Genomic DNA, 18113 nt, shown 5'->3' on the forward strand with positions numbered 1-18113 from the left:
CGGCGGAGCAGAAAATGCAGTTCTCGAAAATGCACGGTCTTGGCAACGACTTTATGGTCGTGGACGCCGTGACGCAAAACGTCTTTTTTTCGCCGGAGCTGATTCGCCGTCTGGCGGATCGCCATCTGGGGATCGGTTTCGATCAACTGCTGATTGTCGAACCGCCTTACGATCCGGATCTTGATTTCCACTATCGAATTTTCAACGCTGATGGCAGTGAAGTGGCGCAGTGTGGCAATGGTGCGCGCTGCTTCGCCCGTTTCGTGCGTCTGAAAGGGTTGACCAACAAAAGCGATATCCGCGTCAGTACCCAAACCGGCCGGATGGTGCTGAGCGTCACCAATGACGAGCTGGTGCGCGTCAATATGGGTGAGCCAAACTTCGAACCCCAGCAGGTCCCGTTCCGTGCCAACAAAGCCGAGAATCTCTATCTGCTGCGCGTGGCCGACCAGACCGTGATGTTTGGCGCCGTGTCGATGGGTAATCCGCATTGCGTTATCCAGGTTGAGAACGTGAAAACCGCGCCGGTGGAAACCCTCGGCCCGGTACTGGAAAGCCATGAACGTTTTCCGGAGCGCGTGAACGTCGGCTTTATGGAAGTGGTCAATCCAGAACACATTCGTCTGCGCGTTTATGAACGCGGCGCGGGTGAAACCCAGGCTTGTGGCAGTGGCGCGTGTGCCGCTGTTGCCTGCGGTATTCAGCAGGGCATTCTGGCGGAGAAAGTCCGCGTTGATCTGCCCGGCGGAACGCTGCATATTGCCTGGAAAGGGGCCGGTCAACCGCTGTTTATGACCGGGCCAGCCACACACGTCTACGATGGGTTTATTCATCTATGAAAAATGTCGAAGAGCAGACCGACAGCGCGGTGCTGCTGGACGATCAGGCGGTCAGCGCATTTCTGCGTCAGAACCCCGATTTTTTTATTCGCAATGCGCGCCAGGTCGAACAGATGATGGTGCCGCATCCGGTACGCGGCAGCGTGTCGCTGGTGGAATGGCATATGGCGCGGCAGCGCAACCATATCCAGCAGCTGGAAGAGGAGATCACGCTGTTGATGGAGCAGGCAACGGCCAACCATCAACTGTTTGATCGCCTGCTGTCGTTACAGGGGCATCTCGCCGCCGCAGATAGCCTGCAAGATATGCTGACGCGTCTGCATCGCTGGGCGCGTGAGTTGGGCCTTGCCGGAGCCAACGTACGCTTGTTCAGCGACAAATGGCACATCGGCGCACCGTCCGATTTCACCCAATTGGGCCTGTCACGCCAGGCGTTTGAGCCGTTGCGTATTCAGCGCTTCGGCAATGAACACCATTATCTTGGTCACCTTAATGGCCCTGAGTTGCTGCTGCTGTTGCCACAGGCGAAAGCCATCGGTTCCGTAGCCATGTCGCTGATGGGCGATCGCGGTGAACTGGGCGTGTTGATCTTCAGCAGCCGCGACAACCAGCATTATCAGGCGGGCATGGGAACGTTGCTGCTGCAACATCTGGCGCTGATGCTGCCAGAATTGCTGTCACGCTGGGTCGAACGTGCATGAGCAGCGACAGCCCGCTGCTTCCCGCCGTTGAGGGCTTCCTGCGTTATCTGAAAGTCGAGCGCCAGCTTAGCCCGTTGACGCAGCAAAACTATGCTCGCCAGCTTCAGGCCATCATCCCGATGGCTGATGAGATGAAAATCACCGCCTGGACACAGCTGGAACCGGCGCAGGTACGTAACATCGCTGCGCGCAGTCGCCGTGCGGGTTTAGGTGCCAGTAGCCTGGCGTTACGCTTGTCAGCGTTGCGCAGTTTCCTGGACTGGCAGGTCAGCCAGGGGATGCTGAGCGGTAATCCGGCCAAAGGCATCGCCACCCCGCGTAATGCGCGTCATCTGCCGAAAAATATGGATGTCGACGAGGTCAATCAACTGCTGGAAATTGACCTCAACGATCCGCTGGCGGTACGCGATCGCGCCATGCTGGAAACTATGTATGGCGGAGGGTTGCGTCTGTCGGAGCTGGTGCATATGGATATCCGCCATCTGGATCTGGAGGCGGGCGAAGTCTGGGTACTGGGCAAAGGCAGCAAAGAACGCCGCGTGCCGATTGGTGGCACCGCAGTCACCTGGTTACAGCACTGGCTGCCGCTGCGAGCCAGCTTTGCACCGCAGGATGACGCGGTGTTTGTCTCCAGCCGTGGAAGTCGTATTTCGGCGCGTAACGTGCAAAAACGCTTTGCCGAATGGGGCATCAAACAAGGCGTTGCCAGCCACATCCACCCGCATAAGCTGCGCCACTCTTTTGCTACGCATTTGCTGGAATCGAGCGGCGATCTACGTGCGGTGCAGGAGCTGCTCGGCCACGCTAATCTCTCGACCACGCAAATCTATACCCATCTTGATTTCCAGCATCTGGCCTCGGTGTACGATTCCGCACACCCACGCGCCAAACGAGGAAAGTCGTAATGAAGTTTTACCGTCCACTGCGTGCGATCAAAGCGATCACCTTTGATCTCGACGACACCTTATATGACAACCATCCGGTGATCCGCAAAACCACCGCAGAATCCCATGCGGCGTTACAGGCTTATCACCCGGCCTTATGCGATTTCACCCCGGCAGAATATCAGGCGCTGCGTGATGAATTGCTGGCGCGCGAGCCGGAGATTTATCACGACGTGTCCGAGTGGCGGCGTCGTTCGGTCGAACTGGCGTTGATCAATATCGGTTTATCCACAGCGGAAGCGACCGCAGGCGCCAGTGAAGTGATGAGCGTGTTTCACCGCTGGCGCAGCGAAGTGGACATGCCGGAAGAAACGCATGCGACCCTGACCACGCTCGGTAATAAAGTCCCGCTGGTGGCGATCACCAATGGCAATGCCGATCCGCAAAAACTTGGGATCTCACACTATTTTGAGTTCGCGCTGCGCGCCGGACCACATGGCCGCGCGAAGCCGTGGCAGGATATGTATCAGCTGGCGTCGGAACGTTTAGGCATTGCCCCGGAACACATTCTGCATGTGGGTGACGATCTCACCACCGACGTTGCCGGTTCGCTACGTGCCGGGATGCAGGCGTGCTGGATTAACCTGCGCGATGGCAACCTGATGCACGTTGATGATGCGCGCCTGCTGCCGCATGTTGAAATTTCGCAGTTGGCATCACTGACCTCGCTGCTATAATGGCTGTATATTTACCCAGCTATTGGGTGATCTTCTTTTTTTAAACGGTGCTTATGGACGTTTCTGATCTGCTTAACGGCTTAAATGACAAACAGCGCGAGGCGGTCGCCGCACCGCGCAGCAACCTGCTGGTGCTGGCCGGAGCAGGCAGTGGCAAAACCCGTGTGCTGGTGCATCGCATTGCCTGGCTGTTGTCAGTAGAGAATTGCTCGCCTTACTCAATTATGGCGGTAACCTTTACTAACAAAGCCGCCGCAGAGATGCGCCATCGTATCGATCAACTGATCGGCACCAGCCAGGGCGGCATGTGGATCGGCACGTTCCACGGCCTGGCGCACCGTTTATTGCGCGCCCACCATCTTGATGCCGGGCTGCCGCAGGATTTTCAGATCCTCGACAGCGAAGATCAGCTGCGCTTGCTGAAGCGTCTGATCAAAGCGATGAACCTCGATGAAAAACAATGGCCTGCGCGTCAGGGCATGTGGTACATCAACGGCAAGAAAGATGAAGGTCTGCGCCCCAAACATATTGAAAGCTACGGCAACCCGGTGGAGCAAACCTGGCTGCGGATTTATCAGGCGTATCAGGAAGCCTGCGATCGCGCCGGTCTGGTGGATTTTGCCGAGCTGCTGCTGCGTGCGCACGAACTGTGGCTGAATAAACCCCATATCCTCAATCATTACCGCGAGCGTTTCAGTAACGTGCTGGTGGACGAATTCCAGGACACCAACAACATTCAATACGCATGGATTCGTATGCTGGCGGGTGATACCGGTCGGGTGATTATCGTTGGCGATGATGACCAGTCGATCTACGGCTGGCGTGGTGCGCAGGTGGAAAACATCCAGCGGTTTTTGCAGGATTTCCCTGGCGCAGAAACCATCCGCCTGGAGCAGAACTACCGTTCCACCAATAACATCCTGAAAGCGGCGAACGCCCTGATTGCCAACAACAATGGCCGCCTCGGTAAAGAGTTATGGACCGATGGCAGCGATGGCGAACCGATCTCTCTCTACTGCGCCTTTAACGAGCTGGATGAAGCGCGCTTCGTGGTCAACCGTATCAAAGCCTGGCATGAGAACGGTAACGCGCTGGCCGACTGCGCGATTCTGTATCGCAGCAACGCCCAGTCACGCGTGCTGGAAGAGGCGCTGCTCCAGGGCAGCATGCCATACCGGATCTATGGCGGCATGCGCTTCTTCGAGCGTCAGGAAATCAAAGACGCACTGGCTTACCTGCGTCTGATGGCGAACCGCAACGATGATGCGGCGTTTGAACGCGTGGTGAATACCCCGGTCCGTGGCGTGGGCGATCGTACCCTTGACGTGGTACGTCAGACGGCGCGCGAACAACAGCTGACTCTGTGGCAGGCAACGCGTGAACTGCTACAAAATCGGGTGCTGGCGGGGCGTGCGGCCTCGGCGCTACAACGTTTCTGCGAACTGGTGGATGCGTTGGCCAGTGAAACTGCGGAACTTCCGCTGCACGTACAAACTGATCGGGTGATCAAAGATTCCGGGCTGTGGCTGATGTACGAGCAGGAGAAGGGCGAAAAAGGCCAGGCGCGTATCGAAAACCTTGAGGAACTGGTGACGGCAACGCGTCAGTTCAGCTACCAGGATGAAGACGAAGATCTGATGCCGTTGCAGGCTTTCCTCTCCCATGCAGCGCTGGAAGCAGGAGAAGGCCAGGCCGACAAATGGCAGGATGCTGTTCAGTTGATGACGCTGCATTCGGCGAAAGGTCTGGAGTTCAGCCAGGTGTTTATCGTCGGGATGGAAGAAGGCATGTTCCCGAGTCAGATGTCACTCGATGAGGGTGGCCGTCTCGAAGAGGAGCGTCGTCTGGCTTATGTTGGCGTGACGCGTGCGATGGAAAAGCTGACGCTGACTTATGCGGAAACAAGGCGCCTTTATGGTAAGGAAGTGTATCACCGGCCATCACGTTTCATTGGTGAACTGCCGGAAGATTGCGTGGAAGAGGTACGTTTACGTGCCAGCGTGAGCCGTCCGGTCAATCATCAGCGCATGGGAACACCGATCGCGCAAAACGACAGCGGCTTCGCGCTGGGCCAACGTGTACGCCATGCCAAATTTGGCGAAGGTACCATTATCAACCTCGAAGGCAGCGGCGAGCACAGCCGTTTGCAGGTCGCTTTTCAGGGACAGGGCATCAAATGGCTGGTTGCTGCCTATGCCCGGCTGGAAACGGTGTAGCGCGGTTGCGCTGCCTTGACGACTTTTTCGTCTCAGCGTAACATGCGCCCACTATTATCATGAGAGGACAATGCCTTGGACACGCCCAGTCGATGCTGGCTCAACCCCCTGGTTCACAGGAATAACATCTAAGGCTACCTCTTAGCTGGTAGCCTTAGCGGTTATCAGCGACCTCCCTTTTTGTCCCGTCGCATGAGTCAGCACTGATTATACCCGTCATAGTTCAAGTTGCAGGTGCGTTGGCTGCGGATATTCACCCCAGTCACTTACTACAGTAAGCTCCCGGGGATTCACATCCTTGCCGCCTTCCTGCAACTCGAATTATTTAGGGTATACCTTGAGGCGAAAGTTTCGGTGTTCAGGCTTTGCCGTGCCCGTTTTGCGTAAGCGCAACGGTTCACCGCCTTGTCCCATTAAGTCTGCAATGGGGAGTATTGCTATGCTGAGCGCATTTAAACTGGATCGCAGCCGCCTGACGCGTCTCGAACTGGAAGACCATAACGACAAACTCAACGCGTCCGTGTGGGTTGATCTGATCGAGCCCGATGAAGGCGAGCGCGAACGGGTGCAAAGTGAGCTGGGCCAGAGCCTGGCAACACGCCCGGAGCTGGAAGACATCGAAGCCTCGGCGCGTTTCTTTGAAGACGAAGATGGCCTGCATATTCACTCCTTCTTCTTTTATGAAGATGCGGAAGATCATGCCGGTAACTCGACCGTGGCGTTCACCATCCGTGAAGATCGCCTCTATACACTGCGCGAGCGAGAACTGCCCGCGTTTCGTCTCTATCGTATGCGCGCCCGTAACCAAACCCTGATTGACGGCAATGCGTTTGAACTGCTGCTGGATCTGTTTGAAACCAAAATCGAACAGTTGGCGGATGAGATCGAAAACATCTACAGCGCGCTGGAAAAGCTGAGCCGCGTGATTATGGAAGGGCAGCAGGGCGAAGAGTACGACGAAGCGCTGTCGCGTCTGGCGGAACTGGAAGATATCGGCTGGAAGGTCCGTCTGTGTCTGATGGATACCCAGCGTGCGCTGAACTTCCTGGTGCGCAAAGCGCGTCTACCGGCGAACCAACTGGAGCAGGCGCGTGAGATCCTGCGCGATATCGAGTCTCTGCTGCCGCACAACGAATCGCTGTTCCAGAAGGTTAACTTCCTGATGCAGGCGGCGATGGGCTTTATCAACATCGAGCAGAACCGCATCATCAAAATCTTCTCGGTAGTGTCGGTGGTGTTCCTGCCGCCCACGCTGGTGGCGTCTAGCTATGGGATGAACTTCGAATTTATGCCAGAACTGAAGTGGAGCTTTGGCTACCCGGCGGCGATTGGGTTGATGATTCTTGCGGGTCTGGCACCTTATCTCTACTTCAAACGTAAAAACTGGTTGTAACATTGCGCGCTAAACCGCGCCGCTACGCATGCAATATGTAACAATTGTCGGGCCGTCTACACGGCCCGATTTTCTGGCTATAAATCACAATTCTGCGTAACCTGTTCTTTCCTGCTGATTAACTAATTCGTTGTATCCCACCTTATGGCGCGTCTCTCTTTGCGACAGCAGTGGACCATTCTGCTGATTGCTTCACTGATTCTGGGAATTATCTTCCAGTTGTTTCACCTGCCTGCGGCGTTGTTGCTCGGCCCGATGATTGTCGGCACCGTCATGGGACTCTCTGGCGCGTCGGTGCGCATCGATAAACGCTTGTTTGTGCTGGCTCAGGCGGTATTGGGTTGCATGATCGGGCAAACCCTGTCACCAGCGATATTGCCACCCCTGTTGCAGGATTGGCCGGTGGTGCTGGCGGTGTTGGCACTGACGCTGGCCGCCAGCGGGTTGTCTGGCTTCCTGCTGGTGCGTTTCAGTAATCTGCCCGGACCAACCGGTGCCTGGGGCTCCTCTCCCGGTGGTGCCTCGGCGATGGTGGCAATGGCCGGTGATTTTGGTGCTGACGTGCGGCTGGTGGCGTTTATGCAGTATCTGCGCGTGTTGTTTGTTGCCACGGCCGCTGCGGTGGTGGCACGTATCGGGCTGGGTAGCAGCGGCAGTAACGCCGAGCTGGTCTGGTTTCCTGCACTCAACAGCAGCTTTCTTCTGACGTTGGTGGTGATGGTGGTCGGTGCTTGGCTGGGGCAAAAGTTACGGATTCCGTCTGGCGCGTTGTTATTACCGGCGCTGATTGGCGCCACGATGCAGGGCACGGGCGTGGCGACGTTACAGGTGCCGGAATGGCTGCTGGCGCTGGCCTATGCGTTAATCGGCTGGAGCGTCGGACTGCGTTTCACCCGCCCGATTTTCCTGCTGGCGCTACGCACTTTGCCGCAAATGGTGGTGTCGATTATTGGTCTGATGTTGCTGTGTGGTGGGCTGGCGTGGATGCTGACGCGGGTGTTGCACGTCGATCTGATGACGGCTTATCTGGCAACCAGCCCTGGCGGGCTGGATACGGTGGCGATCATCGCCGCAGGCAGCCGGGTCGATATCGCTTTTGTGATGGCGTTGCAGACCTTGCGTCTGTTCACCATTTTGCTTACCGGTCCGGCGCTGGCGCGTTTTATCTCACGCTACGCGCACGCGCGTGCGAGCTGAGGCAATCGCGGCATCGACAATAAAAAAGGCGAGCGCCAGCCAGATAAAGCCAAAGGTCACCATTTTATCTGGCGTGACGGTTTCGCCATAAAACACCACCGCCAGCAGGAACATCAGCGTTGGACCGAGATACTGGAAAAAACCGATCGTTGAGAGACGCAAACGCGTGCAGGCGGCGGCAAACAGCATCAGCGGTACCGTGGTGACAATCCCGGCGGCGACCAGTTTCAGGTTAAGGCTTATCGGGTTGGCACTCAGATGGCTGGTGGCGCTATCGGCAAAACCAAACAGATAAATCGCCGCCAGCGGGAACATCCACAGCGTCTCAATCAGCATACCGCTCTGCGCATCGACCTGAATTTTCTTGCGCATCAGGCCGTAAAACGCAAAGGTCAGCGCCAGCCCGAGGGCAATCATCGGCACCGAACCAAACTTCCACAGCTGTACCAGCACCCCGATCGCGGCAAGCAGTACCGCCAACCATTGCAGGGGACGGAAGCGCTCGCGCATAAACAACATCCCCAGCACCACGTTAAACAATGGGCTGATGAAATAGCCGAGGCTGGCTTCAAGGATGTGCTGATTATTCACCGCCCAGATATACAGCAACCAGTTACCTCCGATGGTGAAGGCGGTGAACGCCAGCAACAGCACTTTTTTTGGCTGGCGCATCACGCTGCATACCTGGTTCCAGTTACGGCTGAGGGTGATCAACAGCAGCATAAACAATGCTGACCAAATCACCCGGTGCGTCATGATTTCAAGTGGGGGGACAACCTTGACCAGCTTGAAGTAGGCCGGTGCCACCCCCCACAGGAAATAGGCGCCGAGTGCATAGCCGATACCCTGGCGCGTTTGTTGTGTATCCATGATTTCCTAACCGATCAGATAAGTCGCAGTGGCGGTAGCGATGTAATCACCCTGCTGGTTATGCATTTCAACGCGGGCGACCGCGACTTTATTACCGGCACGCAGCAGGCTGCTGGTGGCGACAAAACGCTCGCCACGACCCGGACGCAGATAATCCACGCGCATATCAATCGTACCCATCCGCGACAAGCGCTGGCGCAGTTCCTCTTCGCTGATGTTCTCCTGACGCGTCAGTGAATGACTGACGCAAACCAGGCCAGCGGCGACATCAAGTACCGAGGCGATCACGCCGCCATGCAAAATACTTTGCGCGGCATTCCCCACCAGCATGGTTTTATTGGCAAAACCCAGTTCGGCGTAATCGGGTTCGAGCCGATCCAGTTCCAGCCCAAGTGCCTGATTAAACGGCATATGATAAACAAAAATTTCGCCAATCAGACGGCGTGCTTCCTGCGGTGTCAGCATCGGTGATGACATGGTGGTGGCCTTCAAACAACCCCTTGTACGGGGCGATGGATGTTAAGGAGTTGTGTATATTATGCCGCGTTAGAGCCGCTTTCCAGTTTCAGAAATCGTCGCTAATCAAGGGTTAAGTTTGTGTGTAGAATGACCTGCTTTTTTAAACCGTTACCAAACGACTATGCAGTGCCCACTGGAGAATTCTATGCGTAAGCAGCGCGCCTTGCTGGCAGCGGCTCTGTTAATTCCTGCTATGGCGCAGGCGGATGAAGCCACGATTAAAGAGGTTCATGATGCACCAGCGGTAAAGGGCAGTATTATTGCTAACCTGCTGGAGAAACACGATAACCCATTCGTGCTTTATCCCTACGAAAACAACTATCTGCTTTACACCTACACCAGCGACATGAACAAAGAGGCCATTTCCTCTTACGACTGGGCAGACAAAGCCAAAAAGGATGAAGTAAAATTCCAGCTCAGTCTGGCCTTTCCGCTGTGGCGCGGTATTCTGGGCGACAATTCGGTACTGGCGGCGTCTTATACCCAGCGTTCCTGGTGGCAGCTCTCCAATCGTGGCGCCTCTTCACCGTTTCGTGAAACCAACTATGAGCCGCAGATTTTCCTCGGCTGGGCGACGGATTACTCGCTGGGTGGCTGGACATTGCGCGATGTGGAGATGGGTCTGAACCATCAGTCAAACGGCCGCAGCGATCCGACTTCTCGTAGCTGGAACCGCGTATATGCGCGCCTGATGGCGGAGAACGGCAATTTCCTCGCCGAGATCAAACCCTGGTATCGTATCCCGGAAAGCGCCAGCAATGATGACAACCCGGATATCACCAAATACATGGGCTATTACCGCGCGAAGCTGGGTTACAGGTACGGCGAAAGCATTTTTAGCGTGGAAGGCAATTACAACTGGAACAGTGGCTACGGCGGTGCAACCTTTGCCTGGAGCTACCCGATCAGCGAGCATGTGCGTTTTTACACGCAGCTGTTTAGCGGCTATGGTGAATCGCTCATCGACTACAACCACCGCCAGACGCGTGTGGGTGTCGGCATAACGCTCAACGATCTGTTCTGATAAGCAAACAACAGGATTACCGTGGCAACATCGGCAGTGCTCAATCAGGAAACGCTGGCGCAGCAGGTATTACAGGATACCTTCGGCTACCAGCAATTTCGTCCCGGCCAGCAAACCATCATCGAAACGGCGCTGGCAGGGCGCGATTGCCTGGTGGTTATGCCCACCGGCGGTGGCAAATCGCTGTGTTATCAAATTCCGGCGCTGGTGCGTGAGGGATTAACGCTGGTGGTTTCGCCGTTGATTTCCCTGATGAAAGATCAGGTCGATCAATTGCTGGCTAACGGTGTGGCTGCGGCCTGCCTTAACTCCACCCAGACGCGTGAAGAGCAGCAACAGGTGTTTGCCGATTGTCGTAGCGGTCGCCTGAAACTGCTCTATATCGCGCCTGAACGCCTGATGATGGATAACTTCCTCGACAGCCTGCACCACTGGAATCCGGTGATGCTGGCGGTGGATGAAGCGCACTGTATCTCGCAATGGGGCCACGATTTCCGCCCGGAGTATGGTGCGTTGGGCCAACTGCGCCAGCGCTTCCCGGAGCTGCCGGTGATGGCGCTGACCGCCACCGCTGACGAAACCACGCGTAATGACATCGCGCATCTGTTGCAGATGCACGATCCCCTGATTCAAATCAGCAGCTTCGATCGACCGAACATCCGCTATACGCTGGTGGAGAAGTTCAAACCGACCGAGCAGTTGCTGCGCTATGTTCAGGACCAGCGCGGCAAAAGCGGCATTATTTACTGCAACAGCCGCGCCAAGGTAGAAGACACCGCTGCCCGCCTGCAAAGCCGTGGTCTGAGCGTGGGTGCTTATCATGCCGGTATCGACAGCGCCCAGCGTGCGCGGGTGCAGGAGGCTTTCCAGCGTGATGACCTGCAAATAGTGGTGGCTACCGTGGCGTTCGGCATGGGCATCAACAAGCCCAACGTCCGTTTTGTCGTGCACTTTGATATTCCGCGTAACATCGAATCCTATTATCAGGAAACGGGCCGCGCCGGACGTGACGGTCTGCCTGCCGAAGCCATGATGCTGTACGACCCGGCCGATATGGCCTGGTTGCGTAAATGTCTGGAAGAGAAAACGCCTGGGCCGTTGCAGGATATTGAACGCCATAAACTCAATGCGATGGGCGCGTTTGCTGAAGCGCAAACCTGCCGTCGTTTGGTGCTGCTCAACTATTTTGGCGAGGGACGTCAGCAGCCGTGTGACAACTGCGATATCTGCCTCGATCCACCGCGTCGTTACGATGGTCTGGTGGAGGCGCAGAAAGCGCTGTCCAGCATTTATCGCACCGGGCAGCGCTTCGGCATGGGCTATATTGTTGAAGTTTTGCGCGGTGCCAGCAACCAGCGTATTCGCGACAACGGGCACGACAAATTGCCGGTTTACGGCATTGGCCGGGATAACAGCACCGAACATTGGGTCAGCGTGCTGCGTCAGCTCATCCATCTCGGAATGGTGACGCAAAATATCGCCATGCATTCCGCGTTACAACTTACCGAAGCGGCTCGTCCGGTGCTGCGTGCAGAAATCCCGCTGATGCTGGCGGTGCCGCGAATTGTGACGGTGAAAACGCGCAGCAGCTCGCCGAAGGTCTATGGCGGCAATTACGATCGCAAACTGTTCGCCAAGCTGCGTAAGTTACGTAAAGCGATTGCTGACGAGGAGAATATTCCGCCCTATGTGGTGTTTAACGATGCCACGTTGATTGAGATGGCGGAACAGATGCCGGTGAGCGCGTCAGAAATGCTGAGCGTGAACGGTGTCGGCCATCGCAAACTGGAACGTTTTGGTAAACCGTTCCTGGTGATGATCAAAGAACATCTTGATGAAGAGTAAAGGAAAAAAGCATGTTGATGTTATTCGCTACCGTCGCACTGGTACATCTGGTCGCGCTGATGAGTCCTGGCCCGGACTTCTTTTTTGTCTCGCAGACTGCTGCCAGCCGCTCGCGTAAAGAAGCGATGATGGGGGTGCTGGGGATCACGCTGGGAGTAATGGTGTGGGCCGGTGTGGCGCTGATGGGCCTGCATCTGATCCTGGAAAAAATGGCGTGGCTGCATCAAATCATCATGGTGGGTGGCGGCTTATATCTGCTGTGGATGGGCTGGCAGTTGATGCGTTCGGCGCGTCAGCGTCATCAGCAGCCAAACAGCGAAGCACCCGTCGTGGAGCTGCCGAAAAAAGGGATGAGCTTCCTTAAAGGCTTGCTGACCAACCTCTCCAACCCGAAAGCCATTATCTATTTCGGCAGCGTGTTCTCGCTGTTTGTTGGCAATGATGTCGGCGCAATGGAGCGCTGGGGATTATTCCTGCTGATTCTGGTGGAAACCTTCGCCTGGTTTACCGTGGTGGCGGCGATTTTTGCTCTGCCGTGGATGCGTGATAAATATCAGCGCATGGCGAAGTGGGTTGATGGCATGGCGGGTGTCCTGTTTGCCGGCTTCGGCATCCACCTGATCATTTCACGGTAATTTTATCCGTAGCGGCGCGATTTATCGCGCGGGTTTATAGGCGCATGATAAATCGCGCCGCTACGAACTATCAGGCGATTCTGCGCGCGCTGGCTAACAACGCACCGACGGCCATAAACAAACCACCAAACGTTCGATTCATTGCCTTCATCTGCTTCGGCCCTTTAATCCAACCGGCGATGCGGGTGGCGAGGGTGGCATAACCAATCATCACGATAATATCTACGACCACCGTGGTGACGCCGAGCACCAGATATTGCATCAACTGTGGCTGGTGCGGCTGAATGAACTGCGGGAACAGCGCGGCAAGAAACACAATGCTTTTGGGGTTAGTCAGGTTAACCAATACCGCGCGCTTAAACAGGCGACGACGCGGCATCGCTTTGGCGACAGCATTGAGATCCAGCGCGCCACCCGAGCGCCATTGCTGAATACCCAGCCACACTAAATAGGCGGCACCGGCCCACTTCAGGATTTCGAACGCCAGCAGCGACTGAGAAAACAGCGCGCCAAGACCCACACCCACCAGCACGATATGTACCGACAGACCAATTTGCAGGCCAGATATCGAGGCCACTGCGCCGCGATAGCCGTGACTGATGCCGGTGCTCATGGTGTTAATCGCGCCGGAACCCGGCGAGAGGCTAAGGATGGTTGTGGTAAGCAGGTAGGTTAACCACCATTCAATGGTCATGTGTGACATTCCCTGATGTAAGCGAAGTGTGACACAATACGCCAGAAAATCGCGGCACGCTATGGAGTGGACGTGTGGCGTTGACGTTTTTTTCAGGAGGGCGGATGCAGAAGATAAAACAGAGTTGGCTCAGGCGTGAAAAGGCGTTTGCCTCCTTTGCTACCGGTCCGCTGCTCGACTTCTGGCACCGTCGTGAAGAGTGTGAATTTACCGGCGTGGGTAATCTCACCCTGCGCTATGTTCGTTTCACTTCTCCGCAACATCATCGTGTCATTCTGATTGTTCCCGGACGTATTGAAAGCTACATCAAATACCCGGAGCTGGCCTATGACCTGTTCCACTGTGGTTTTGATGTGGTGATTATTGACCATCGAGGCCAGGGACGCTCCGATCGTCTGTTGGAAGATTCCCACCGCGGGCATGTGGTGGATTTCAATGATTACGTTGACGATCTGGAAACGCTTTATCTGAAAGAGATCGTCAGTGGTCATTACCGGCAGCGCTATGCGCTCGCGCATTCGATGGGCGGGGCGATCCTTGCGCTGTTTCTGGCGCGTCAGCCACGGGCGTTTCACGCCGTGGCGCTGGCGGCACCGATGTTTGGTATTACCTTGCCGCTGCCGCCTTTCCTCGCGCACCGCATTCTTGACTGGGCAGAGAAAATGCCCGCGCTGCGCGATGGTTATGCCCTTGGCACCGGGCGCTGGCGGGCCCATCCCTTCGGCATCAACCAGCTGACCCACAGTCGGGAACGTTATCAGCGCAACTTACGTTTTTACGCTGACGATCCGGCGATTCGTGTCGGTGGCCCGACTTACCATTGGGTACGTGAAGGGGTGCAGGCGGGTCGCAGCATTATCAGTCAGGTGAATAACATCACCACGCCGATGCTGCTGATGCAGGCCAGCGAAGACCGGGTGGTGGATAACCGCTCGCAGGATTTGTTTTGTGAGGCGATGGCAGCAGCAGGGCATCCCTGCGAGGGGGTCACGCCTTATGTGATTGAAGGCGCGCGCCATGAGATCCTGTTTGAAACAGACGCGATGCGCGCCCAGGCGCTAAATGCGGTGGTGGATTTTTTTGCGCGCCACGTTTAATTGATTTTTCATTTTCCGGCTACGGCCAACCGACATTAATACCAGAGGTTTCCATGTACCACATCGTCGCATCCGACCTGGATGGCACGCTGCTCTCACCGGACCATCGTCTGACCCCTTTCGCCCGCACTACGTTGCAGGAGCTGGTGGCACGCGATGTCCATTTCGTTTTTGCCACCGGTCGTCACTATATCGATGTGGGCCAGATGCGCGACAAACTCGGCATCCCGGCTTATATGATTACCTCCAACGGCGCACGCGTGCACAATGCTGACGGCGAGTTGATCTTCAGCCATAACCTGGATGCCGACATCGCCCAGGATCTGTATGGCCTGAAATACCACGATGAACAGGTTCTGACCCACGTTTACCGTGACGACGAATGGTTTATCAGCCGTCACCGCCCGGCGGAGCAGGATTATTTTCGTGAATCGGTGTTTAACTACCAGGTTTACCAGCCGGGGATGCTGCCGAGTGATGGCATCAGCAAAGTGTTCTTTACCTGCGACGATCCTGAGCATCTGATCCCGATGGAGCAGGCGATTGAGGCGCGTTGGGGCGATAGGGTCAACGTCAGCTTCTCGCTGCCGACCTGTCTCGAAGTGATGGCGGGGGGTGTCTCCAAGGGACATGCGCTGGAAGCGGTGGCAAAACAGCTCGGCTATTCATTGAAAGAGTGCATCGCGTTTGGTGATGGCATGAACGATGTCGAGATGCTCAGCATGGCCGGTAAGGGCTGCATCATGCGTAATGCCCATCAGCGTCTGAAAGATACCTTGCCTGCGCTGGAAGTGATTGGCAGCAATGCCGAAGACGCTGTGCCGCAAACGCTGCGTAAATTGTTCCTGGCATAACCTGATCCGTAGCGGCGCGATTTATCGCGCAATTTCGTGTACGTTGCAGGAAAAACCCGCGCGATAAATCGCGCCGCTACGGGGTGCTTGTGTTTTATCCGATTGTAAACCAGATAATTCAACGAGGCAGCGACAGTTTGTTTACACTAACGGCACTGTTCATTTTGGGATCGTTACCGTGCTGTTATTGATCGTTACCACCATTCTGTGGGCTTTTTCCTTTAGTTTAATCGGGGAATATCTGGCGGGTCAGGTGGATTCCTGGTTCTCGGTGCTGATGCGCCTGGCGCTGGCAGCCATTGTGTTCCTGCCCTTCCTGCGCTGGCGTGGCTATCGCGCTTCAACCATCTTGCTGTATATGCTGGTGGGAATGCTGCAACTGGGTGTCATGTACCTGCTGAGTTTCGAAGCCTATCTCTATCTGAGCGTCACCGAATTCCTGCTGTTCACCGTGATGACACCGCTGTATGTCACCCTGATTTATGATTTGCTCAGTCGGCGTCCACTGCGCATCGGCTATGCCTTTAGCGCCATGCTGGCGGTGATTGGCGCGGCGATTATCCGTTACGACAAAGTCAGCGATCATTTCTGGTTTGGCCTGCTGCTGGTGCAGGCGGCGAATATCTGCTTTGCCATTGGCATGGTAGGTTACAAGCGTTTGCAGGAAACACGTCCGATGCCGCAGCACACCGCCTTTTCGTGGTTCTACCTCGGCGCGGTGATTATTGCGGTGATTGCCTGGAGCCTGTGGGGTAATCCCAACAAACTGCCGACCACTTCGCTGCAATGGGGCATTCTGGTGTGGCTCGGCGTTGCGGCGTCTGGCCTGGGATACTTTATGTGGAACTACGGCGCGACCCAGGTGGATGCGGGGACGCTGGGGATTATGAACAATATGCACGTTCCGGCTGGCTTGCTGGTGAACCTGGCGATCTGGCAGGAAAAACCGCACTGGCCCAGCTTTATCGCTGGAGCCATCGTGATTTTTGCGTCACTTTACGTTCATAAACGCTGGGTGTTGGGAAAGACCACCACCAGCCATTAAGCCTTTTTGACGGGGGTTGGACGCTGCACCAGCGTCAACCCCTTCAAAAAGTTACGCAGAATCTGGTCACCGCACTCGCGATAGTTTTTATGATCCGGGTTACGGAAAATTGCGCCAATCTCCGCCTGAGAAACTTTAAAGTTCGCCTTCAGCAACACCTCGGGGATATCCGTGGTCTTCAGGGCAAACGCGATGCGCAGTTTCTTCAGGAAAATGTTGTTATTCATCCGGCGCTCAATCGACGGCGCAGGCGCATCTTCGCTTTTACCACGACGATGGAAAATTAAACCGTTAAGGAAATACCCCATCAGCACGTCCGGGCAAGGACGATATGCAGCGTCATCGTCCTTCTTCAGCCATGCCTGAACATCTTCCAGCGGCACATCGCTGCCTGCCAGAGCAAAAATCTCCACCACTTTGCTGTCGCTCAGGTCCAGCATATAGCGCACACTGCGCAGCACATCGTTATTAGTCATGGTGAAAATCTCCTGGTCGCGGGTTAAGGCGGCGCATTATAGAGCAGGCTAACTCAGGAAGACAGGGGCTGTAACGAACCCGGGCGCGCAGCATCACGTACAAACGGCAAATGTTCGCAGGCATGCTGACGGGCAAAGCGCACAAACGCCTCCAGCACCGGCTGACGCTGCTCACCATCGCGCATTGCCGCATACAAACGGCTCCACAACCCATCGCCCAACGTTTTCGTCACCACCAACCCCTGTTGTTCAAAACTCTCCACTACCCAATGTGGTAACGCCGCAATGCCCATACCGGCTGACACCATCTGAATCAACAACAGGGTATTATCAACACTCTTCAGGGCTGGGCTGATGCCTGCCGGTTGCAGGAAGTTTCGCCAAATATCGAGACGCTGACGCTGCACCGGGTAAATCATCAGCACTTCATCTGCCAAATCTTCCGGTGAAATGTGCTCAACGTTTGCCAGTCGATGAGCCGGGGCCATCACCAGACGCACCTCAAAATCGAACATCGGCGAATAGAACAAACCGCTGCGCGGCAGAATATCCGAGGTCAGCACCACATCCAGCTCACCCTGTTGCAAGGCTGGTTGTGGATCAAAGGTCACGCCAGATTTAAAATCCATCACCACCTGGGGCCAACTCTGACGGAAATTATTTAACGCAGGCGTCAGCCACTGAATGCAACTGTGACACTCAATCGCAATACGCAGCGTGGTTTGATGCGGCTCATGACAAGCCTGCAAGGCTTGCTGAATCTGCGGCAGGATCTGCTCAGCCAGTTGTAACAGGATCTCCCCCTGTGGCGTAAAGCGTAGCGGCTGGCTCTTACGCACAAACAGGCGAAAGCCCAGCCGTTGCTCCAGATCGCTGAACTGATGAGACAACGCCGATTGCGTTTGATGAAGCTGGGCAGCGGCGGCAGCCAGCGAACCGGTATTCCTTAACGCTTGCAGCGTTCGCAGGTGTTTGAGTTCGATCATGAGAGTCCTTCACATCGAGATTGAACAATTTGCGCTTGAGGAACATACAGTACCCGCAGAATATAGCGGTGTAAACATCTGGACGGCTAAACATCTCCAGC

At 55.7% G+C, this 18113-nt stretch carries 19 protein-coding genes; 14 read left to right on the forward strand and 5 right to left on the reverse strand.

Going from position 1 to position 18113, the window contains the following annotated elements:
• Positions 1-14 precede the first annotated feature (14 nt).
• The 8 genes from dapF to AC6I8N_RS01035 all read left to right on the forward strand — a co-directional run bounded on the left by dapF (position 15) and on the right by AC6I8N_RS01035 (position 7967).
• Positions 15-839 (forward strand): diaminopimelate epimerase, encoded by an 825-nt coding sequence (gene dapF / locus AC6I8N_RS01000; protein WP_036625919.1) that lies wholly within the window; start codon positions 15-17, stop codon positions 837-839.
• Positions 836-1540 (forward strand): DUF484 domain-containing protein, encoded by a 705-nt coding sequence (locus AC6I8N_RS01005; protein WP_021183794.1) that lies wholly within the window; start codon positions 836-838, stop codon positions 1538-1540. Before dapF ends, AC6I8N_RS01005 begins: the two co-directional genes overlap by 4 nt.
• Positions 1537-2445 carry a tyrosine recombinase XerC gene (xerC, locus tag AC6I8N_RS01010; protein ID WP_021183795.1) on the forward strand — a complete coding sequence of 303 codons (909 nt, stop codon included), beginning with the start codon at positions 1537-1539 and terminating at the stop codon, positions 2443-2445. The genes AC6I8N_RS01005 and xerC overlap by 4 nt, the downstream gene beginning before the upstream one ends.
• A complete protein-coding gene (gene yigB / locus AC6I8N_RS01015; RefSeq protein ID WP_497829863.1) occupies positions 2445-3161 on the forward strand; it encodes a 5-amino-6-(5-phospho-D-ribitylamino)uracil phosphatase YigB in 717 nt (238 codons plus the stop codon). Before xerC ends, yigB begins: the two co-directional genes overlap by 1 nt.
• Before the next feature lie 53 nt (positions 3162-3214).
• A complete protein-coding gene (uvrD, locus tag AC6I8N_RS01020) occupies positions 3215-5377 on the forward strand; it encodes a DNA helicase II (RefSeq protein ID WP_021183797.1) in 2163 nt (720 codons plus the stop codon).
• Positions 5378-5452: 75 nt separating this feature from the next.
• Positions 5453-5509, forward strand: coding sequence for a YsgD/CorL family protein (gene ysgD, locus AC6I8N_RS01025; protein ID WP_367617716.1), 57 nt, complete (start codon positions 5453-5455; stop codon positions 5507-5509).
• A gap of 307 nt (positions 5510-5816) precedes the next feature.
• Positions 5817-6770, forward strand: coding sequence for a magnesium/cobalt transporter CorA (gene corA, locus AC6I8N_RS01030; protein WP_021183798.1), 954 nt, complete (start codon positions 5817-5819; stop codon positions 6768-6770).
• 144 nt (positions 6771-6914) lie between these two features.
• On the forward strand, positions 6915-7967 hold the full coding sequence (locus AC6I8N_RS01035; RefSeq protein WP_497829864.1) for an AbrB family transcriptional regulator: 1053 nt from the start codon (positions 6915-6917) through the stop codon (positions 7965-7967).
• Here the strand turns inward: AC6I8N_RS01035 and rarD are convergent.
• Positions 7938-8837, reverse strand: coding sequence for an EamA family transporter RarD (gene rarD / locus AC6I8N_RS01040; RefSeq protein WP_497829865.1), 900 nt, complete (start codon positions 8835-8837; stop codon positions 7938-7940). The two genes, AC6I8N_RS01035 and rarD, sit on opposite strands and share 30 nt — an antisense overlap.
• Before the next feature lie 6 nt (positions 8838-8843).
• Positions 8844-9314 (reverse strand): thioesterase family protein, encoded by a 471-nt coding sequence (locus AC6I8N_RS01045; protein WP_021183801.1) that lies wholly within the window; start codon positions 9312-9314, stop codon positions 8844-8846.
• Between the two features lie 187 nt (positions 9315-9501).
• On the opposite strand from AC6I8N_RS01045, the gene pldA reads away from it, so the two are divergent.
• Genes pldA through rhtC form a run of 3 tightly spaced genes read left to right on the forward strand, consistent with a single transcriptional unit; the run spans position 9502 to position 12860 of the window.
• Complete coding sequence (gene pldA / locus AC6I8N_RS01050) at positions 9502-10380, forward strand: phospholipase A (RefSeq protein ID WP_497829866.1); 879 nt, start codon at positions 9502-9504, stop codon at positions 10378-10380.
• A 21-nt stretch (positions 10381-10401) separates the two neighbouring features.
• Positions 10402-12225 (forward strand): ATP-dependent DNA helicase RecQ, encoded by a 1824-nt coding sequence (gene recQ / locus AC6I8N_RS01055; protein WP_021183803.1) that lies wholly within the window; start codon positions 10402-10404, stop codon positions 12223-12225.
• 11 nt (positions 12226-12236) lie between these two features.
• Complete coding sequence (gene rhtC / locus AC6I8N_RS01060; protein WP_021183804.1) at positions 12237-12860, forward strand: threonine export protein RhtC; 624 nt, start codon at positions 12237-12239, stop codon at positions 12858-12860.
• 70 nt (positions 12861-12930) lie between these two features.
• On the opposite strand, the gene rhtB is transcribed toward rhtC, so the two are convergent.
• Positions 12931-13554, reverse strand: a complete 624-nt coding sequence (gene rhtB / locus AC6I8N_RS01065; RefSeq protein WP_021183805.1) for a homoserine/homoserine lactone efflux protein — start codon at positions 13552-13554, stop codon at positions 12931-12933.
• Between the two features lie 104 nt (positions 13555-13658).
• Between rhtB and pldB the strand changes: the two genes are divergently transcribed.
• The 3 genes from pldB (at position 13659) to AC6I8N_RS01080 (ending at position 16550) form a co-directional block, all read left to right on the forward strand.
• On the forward strand, positions 13659-14651 hold the full coding sequence (gene pldB / locus AC6I8N_RS01070; protein ID WP_021183806.1) for a lysophospholipase L2: 993 nt from the start codon (positions 13659-13661) through the stop codon (positions 14649-14651).
• Between the two features lie 53 nt (positions 14652-14704).
• Positions 14705-15505 (forward strand): sugar/pyridoxal phosphate phosphatase YigL, encoded by an 801-nt coding sequence (gene yigL, locus AC6I8N_RS01075; RefSeq protein WP_021183807.1) that lies wholly within the window; start codon positions 14705-14707, stop codon positions 15503-15505.
• 178 nt (positions 15506-15683) lie between these two features.
• Entirely contained in the window at positions 15684-16550 is an 867-nt protein-coding gene (locus AC6I8N_RS01080; RefSeq protein ID WP_021183808.1) for a carboxylate/amino acid/amine transporter, read from the forward strand.
• Here AC6I8N_RS01080 and AC6I8N_RS01085 read toward each other — a convergent pair.
• Both AC6I8N_RS01085 and metR read right to left on the reverse strand, forming a co-directional pair.
• Positions 16547-17026, reverse strand: coding sequence for a YehS family protein (locus AC6I8N_RS01085; protein WP_021183809.1), 480 nt, complete (start codon positions 17024-17026; stop codon positions 16547-16549). The two genes, AC6I8N_RS01080 and AC6I8N_RS01085, sit on opposite strands and share 4 nt — an antisense overlap.
• A 53-nt stretch (positions 17027-17079) precedes the next feature.
• On the reverse strand, positions 17080-18012 hold the full coding sequence (gene metR / locus AC6I8N_RS01090) for an HTH-type transcriptional regulator MetR (protein WP_497829867.1): 933 nt from the start codon (positions 18010-18012) through the stop codon (positions 17080-17082).
• Positions 18013-18113 lie beyond the last annotated feature (101 nt).

Source organism: Pantoea sp. X-Soil-TKNS-1279 (assembly GCF_059730565.1).

Coding starts and splice junctions, on each gene's coding strand:
- pldA (WP_497829866.1), top strand. CDS start 9,502: ATGCGTAAGCAGCGCGCCTTGCTGGCAGCGGCTCTGTTAATTCCTGCT.
- yigL (WP_021183807.1), top strand. CDS start 14,705: ATGTACCACATCGTCGCATCCGACCTGGATGGCACGCTGCTCTCACCG.
- AC6I8N_RS01045 (WP_021183801.1), bottom strand. CDS start 9,314: ATGTCATCACCGATGCTGACACCGCAGGAAGCACGCCGTCTGATTGGC.
- pldB (WP_021183806.1), top strand. CDS start 13,659: ATGCAGAAGATAAAACAGAGTTGGCTCAGGCGTGAAAAGGCGTTTGCC.
- uvrD (WP_021183797.1), top strand. CDS start 3,215: ATGGACGTTTCTGATCTGCTTAACGGCTTAAATGACAAACAGCGCGAG.
- rhtB (WP_021183805.1), bottom strand. CDS start 13,554: ATGACCATTGAATGGTGGTTAACCTACCTGCTTACCACAACCATCCTT.
- dapF (WP_036625919.1), top strand. CDS start 15: ATGCAGTTCTCGAAAATGCACGGTCTTGGCAACGACTTTATGGTCGTG.
- rhtC (WP_021183804.1), top strand. CDS start 12,237: ATGTTGATGTTATTCGCTACCGTCGCACTGGTACATCTGGTCGCGCTG.
- yigB (WP_497829863.1), top strand. CDS start 2,445: ATGAAGTTTTACCGTCCACTGCGTGCGATCAAAGCGATCACCTTTGAT.
- AC6I8N_RS01035 (WP_497829864.1), top strand. CDS start 6,915: ATGGCGCGTCTCTCTTTGCGACAGCAGTGGACCATTCTGCTGATTGCT.
- AC6I8N_RS01085 (WP_021183809.1), bottom strand. CDS start 17,026: ATGACTAATAACGATGTGCTGCGCAGTGTGCGCTATATGCTGGACCTG.
- AC6I8N_RS01005 (WP_021183794.1), top strand. CDS start 836: ATGAAAAATGTCGAAGAGCAGACCGACAGCGCGGTGCTGCTGGACGAT.
- rarD (WP_497829865.1), bottom strand. CDS start 8,837: ATGGATACACAACAAACGCGCCAGGGTATCGGCTATGCACTCGGCGCC.
- xerC (WP_021183795.1), top strand. CDS start 1,537: ATGAGCAGCGACAGCCCGCTGCTTCCCGCCGTTGAGGGCTTCCTGCGT.
- corA (WP_021183798.1), top strand. CDS start 5,817: ATGCTGAGCGCATTTAAACTGGATCGCAGCCGCCTGACGCGTCTCGAA.
- metR (WP_497829867.1), bottom strand. CDS start 18,012: ATGATCGAACTCAAACACCTGCGAACGCTGCAAGCGTTAAGGAATACC.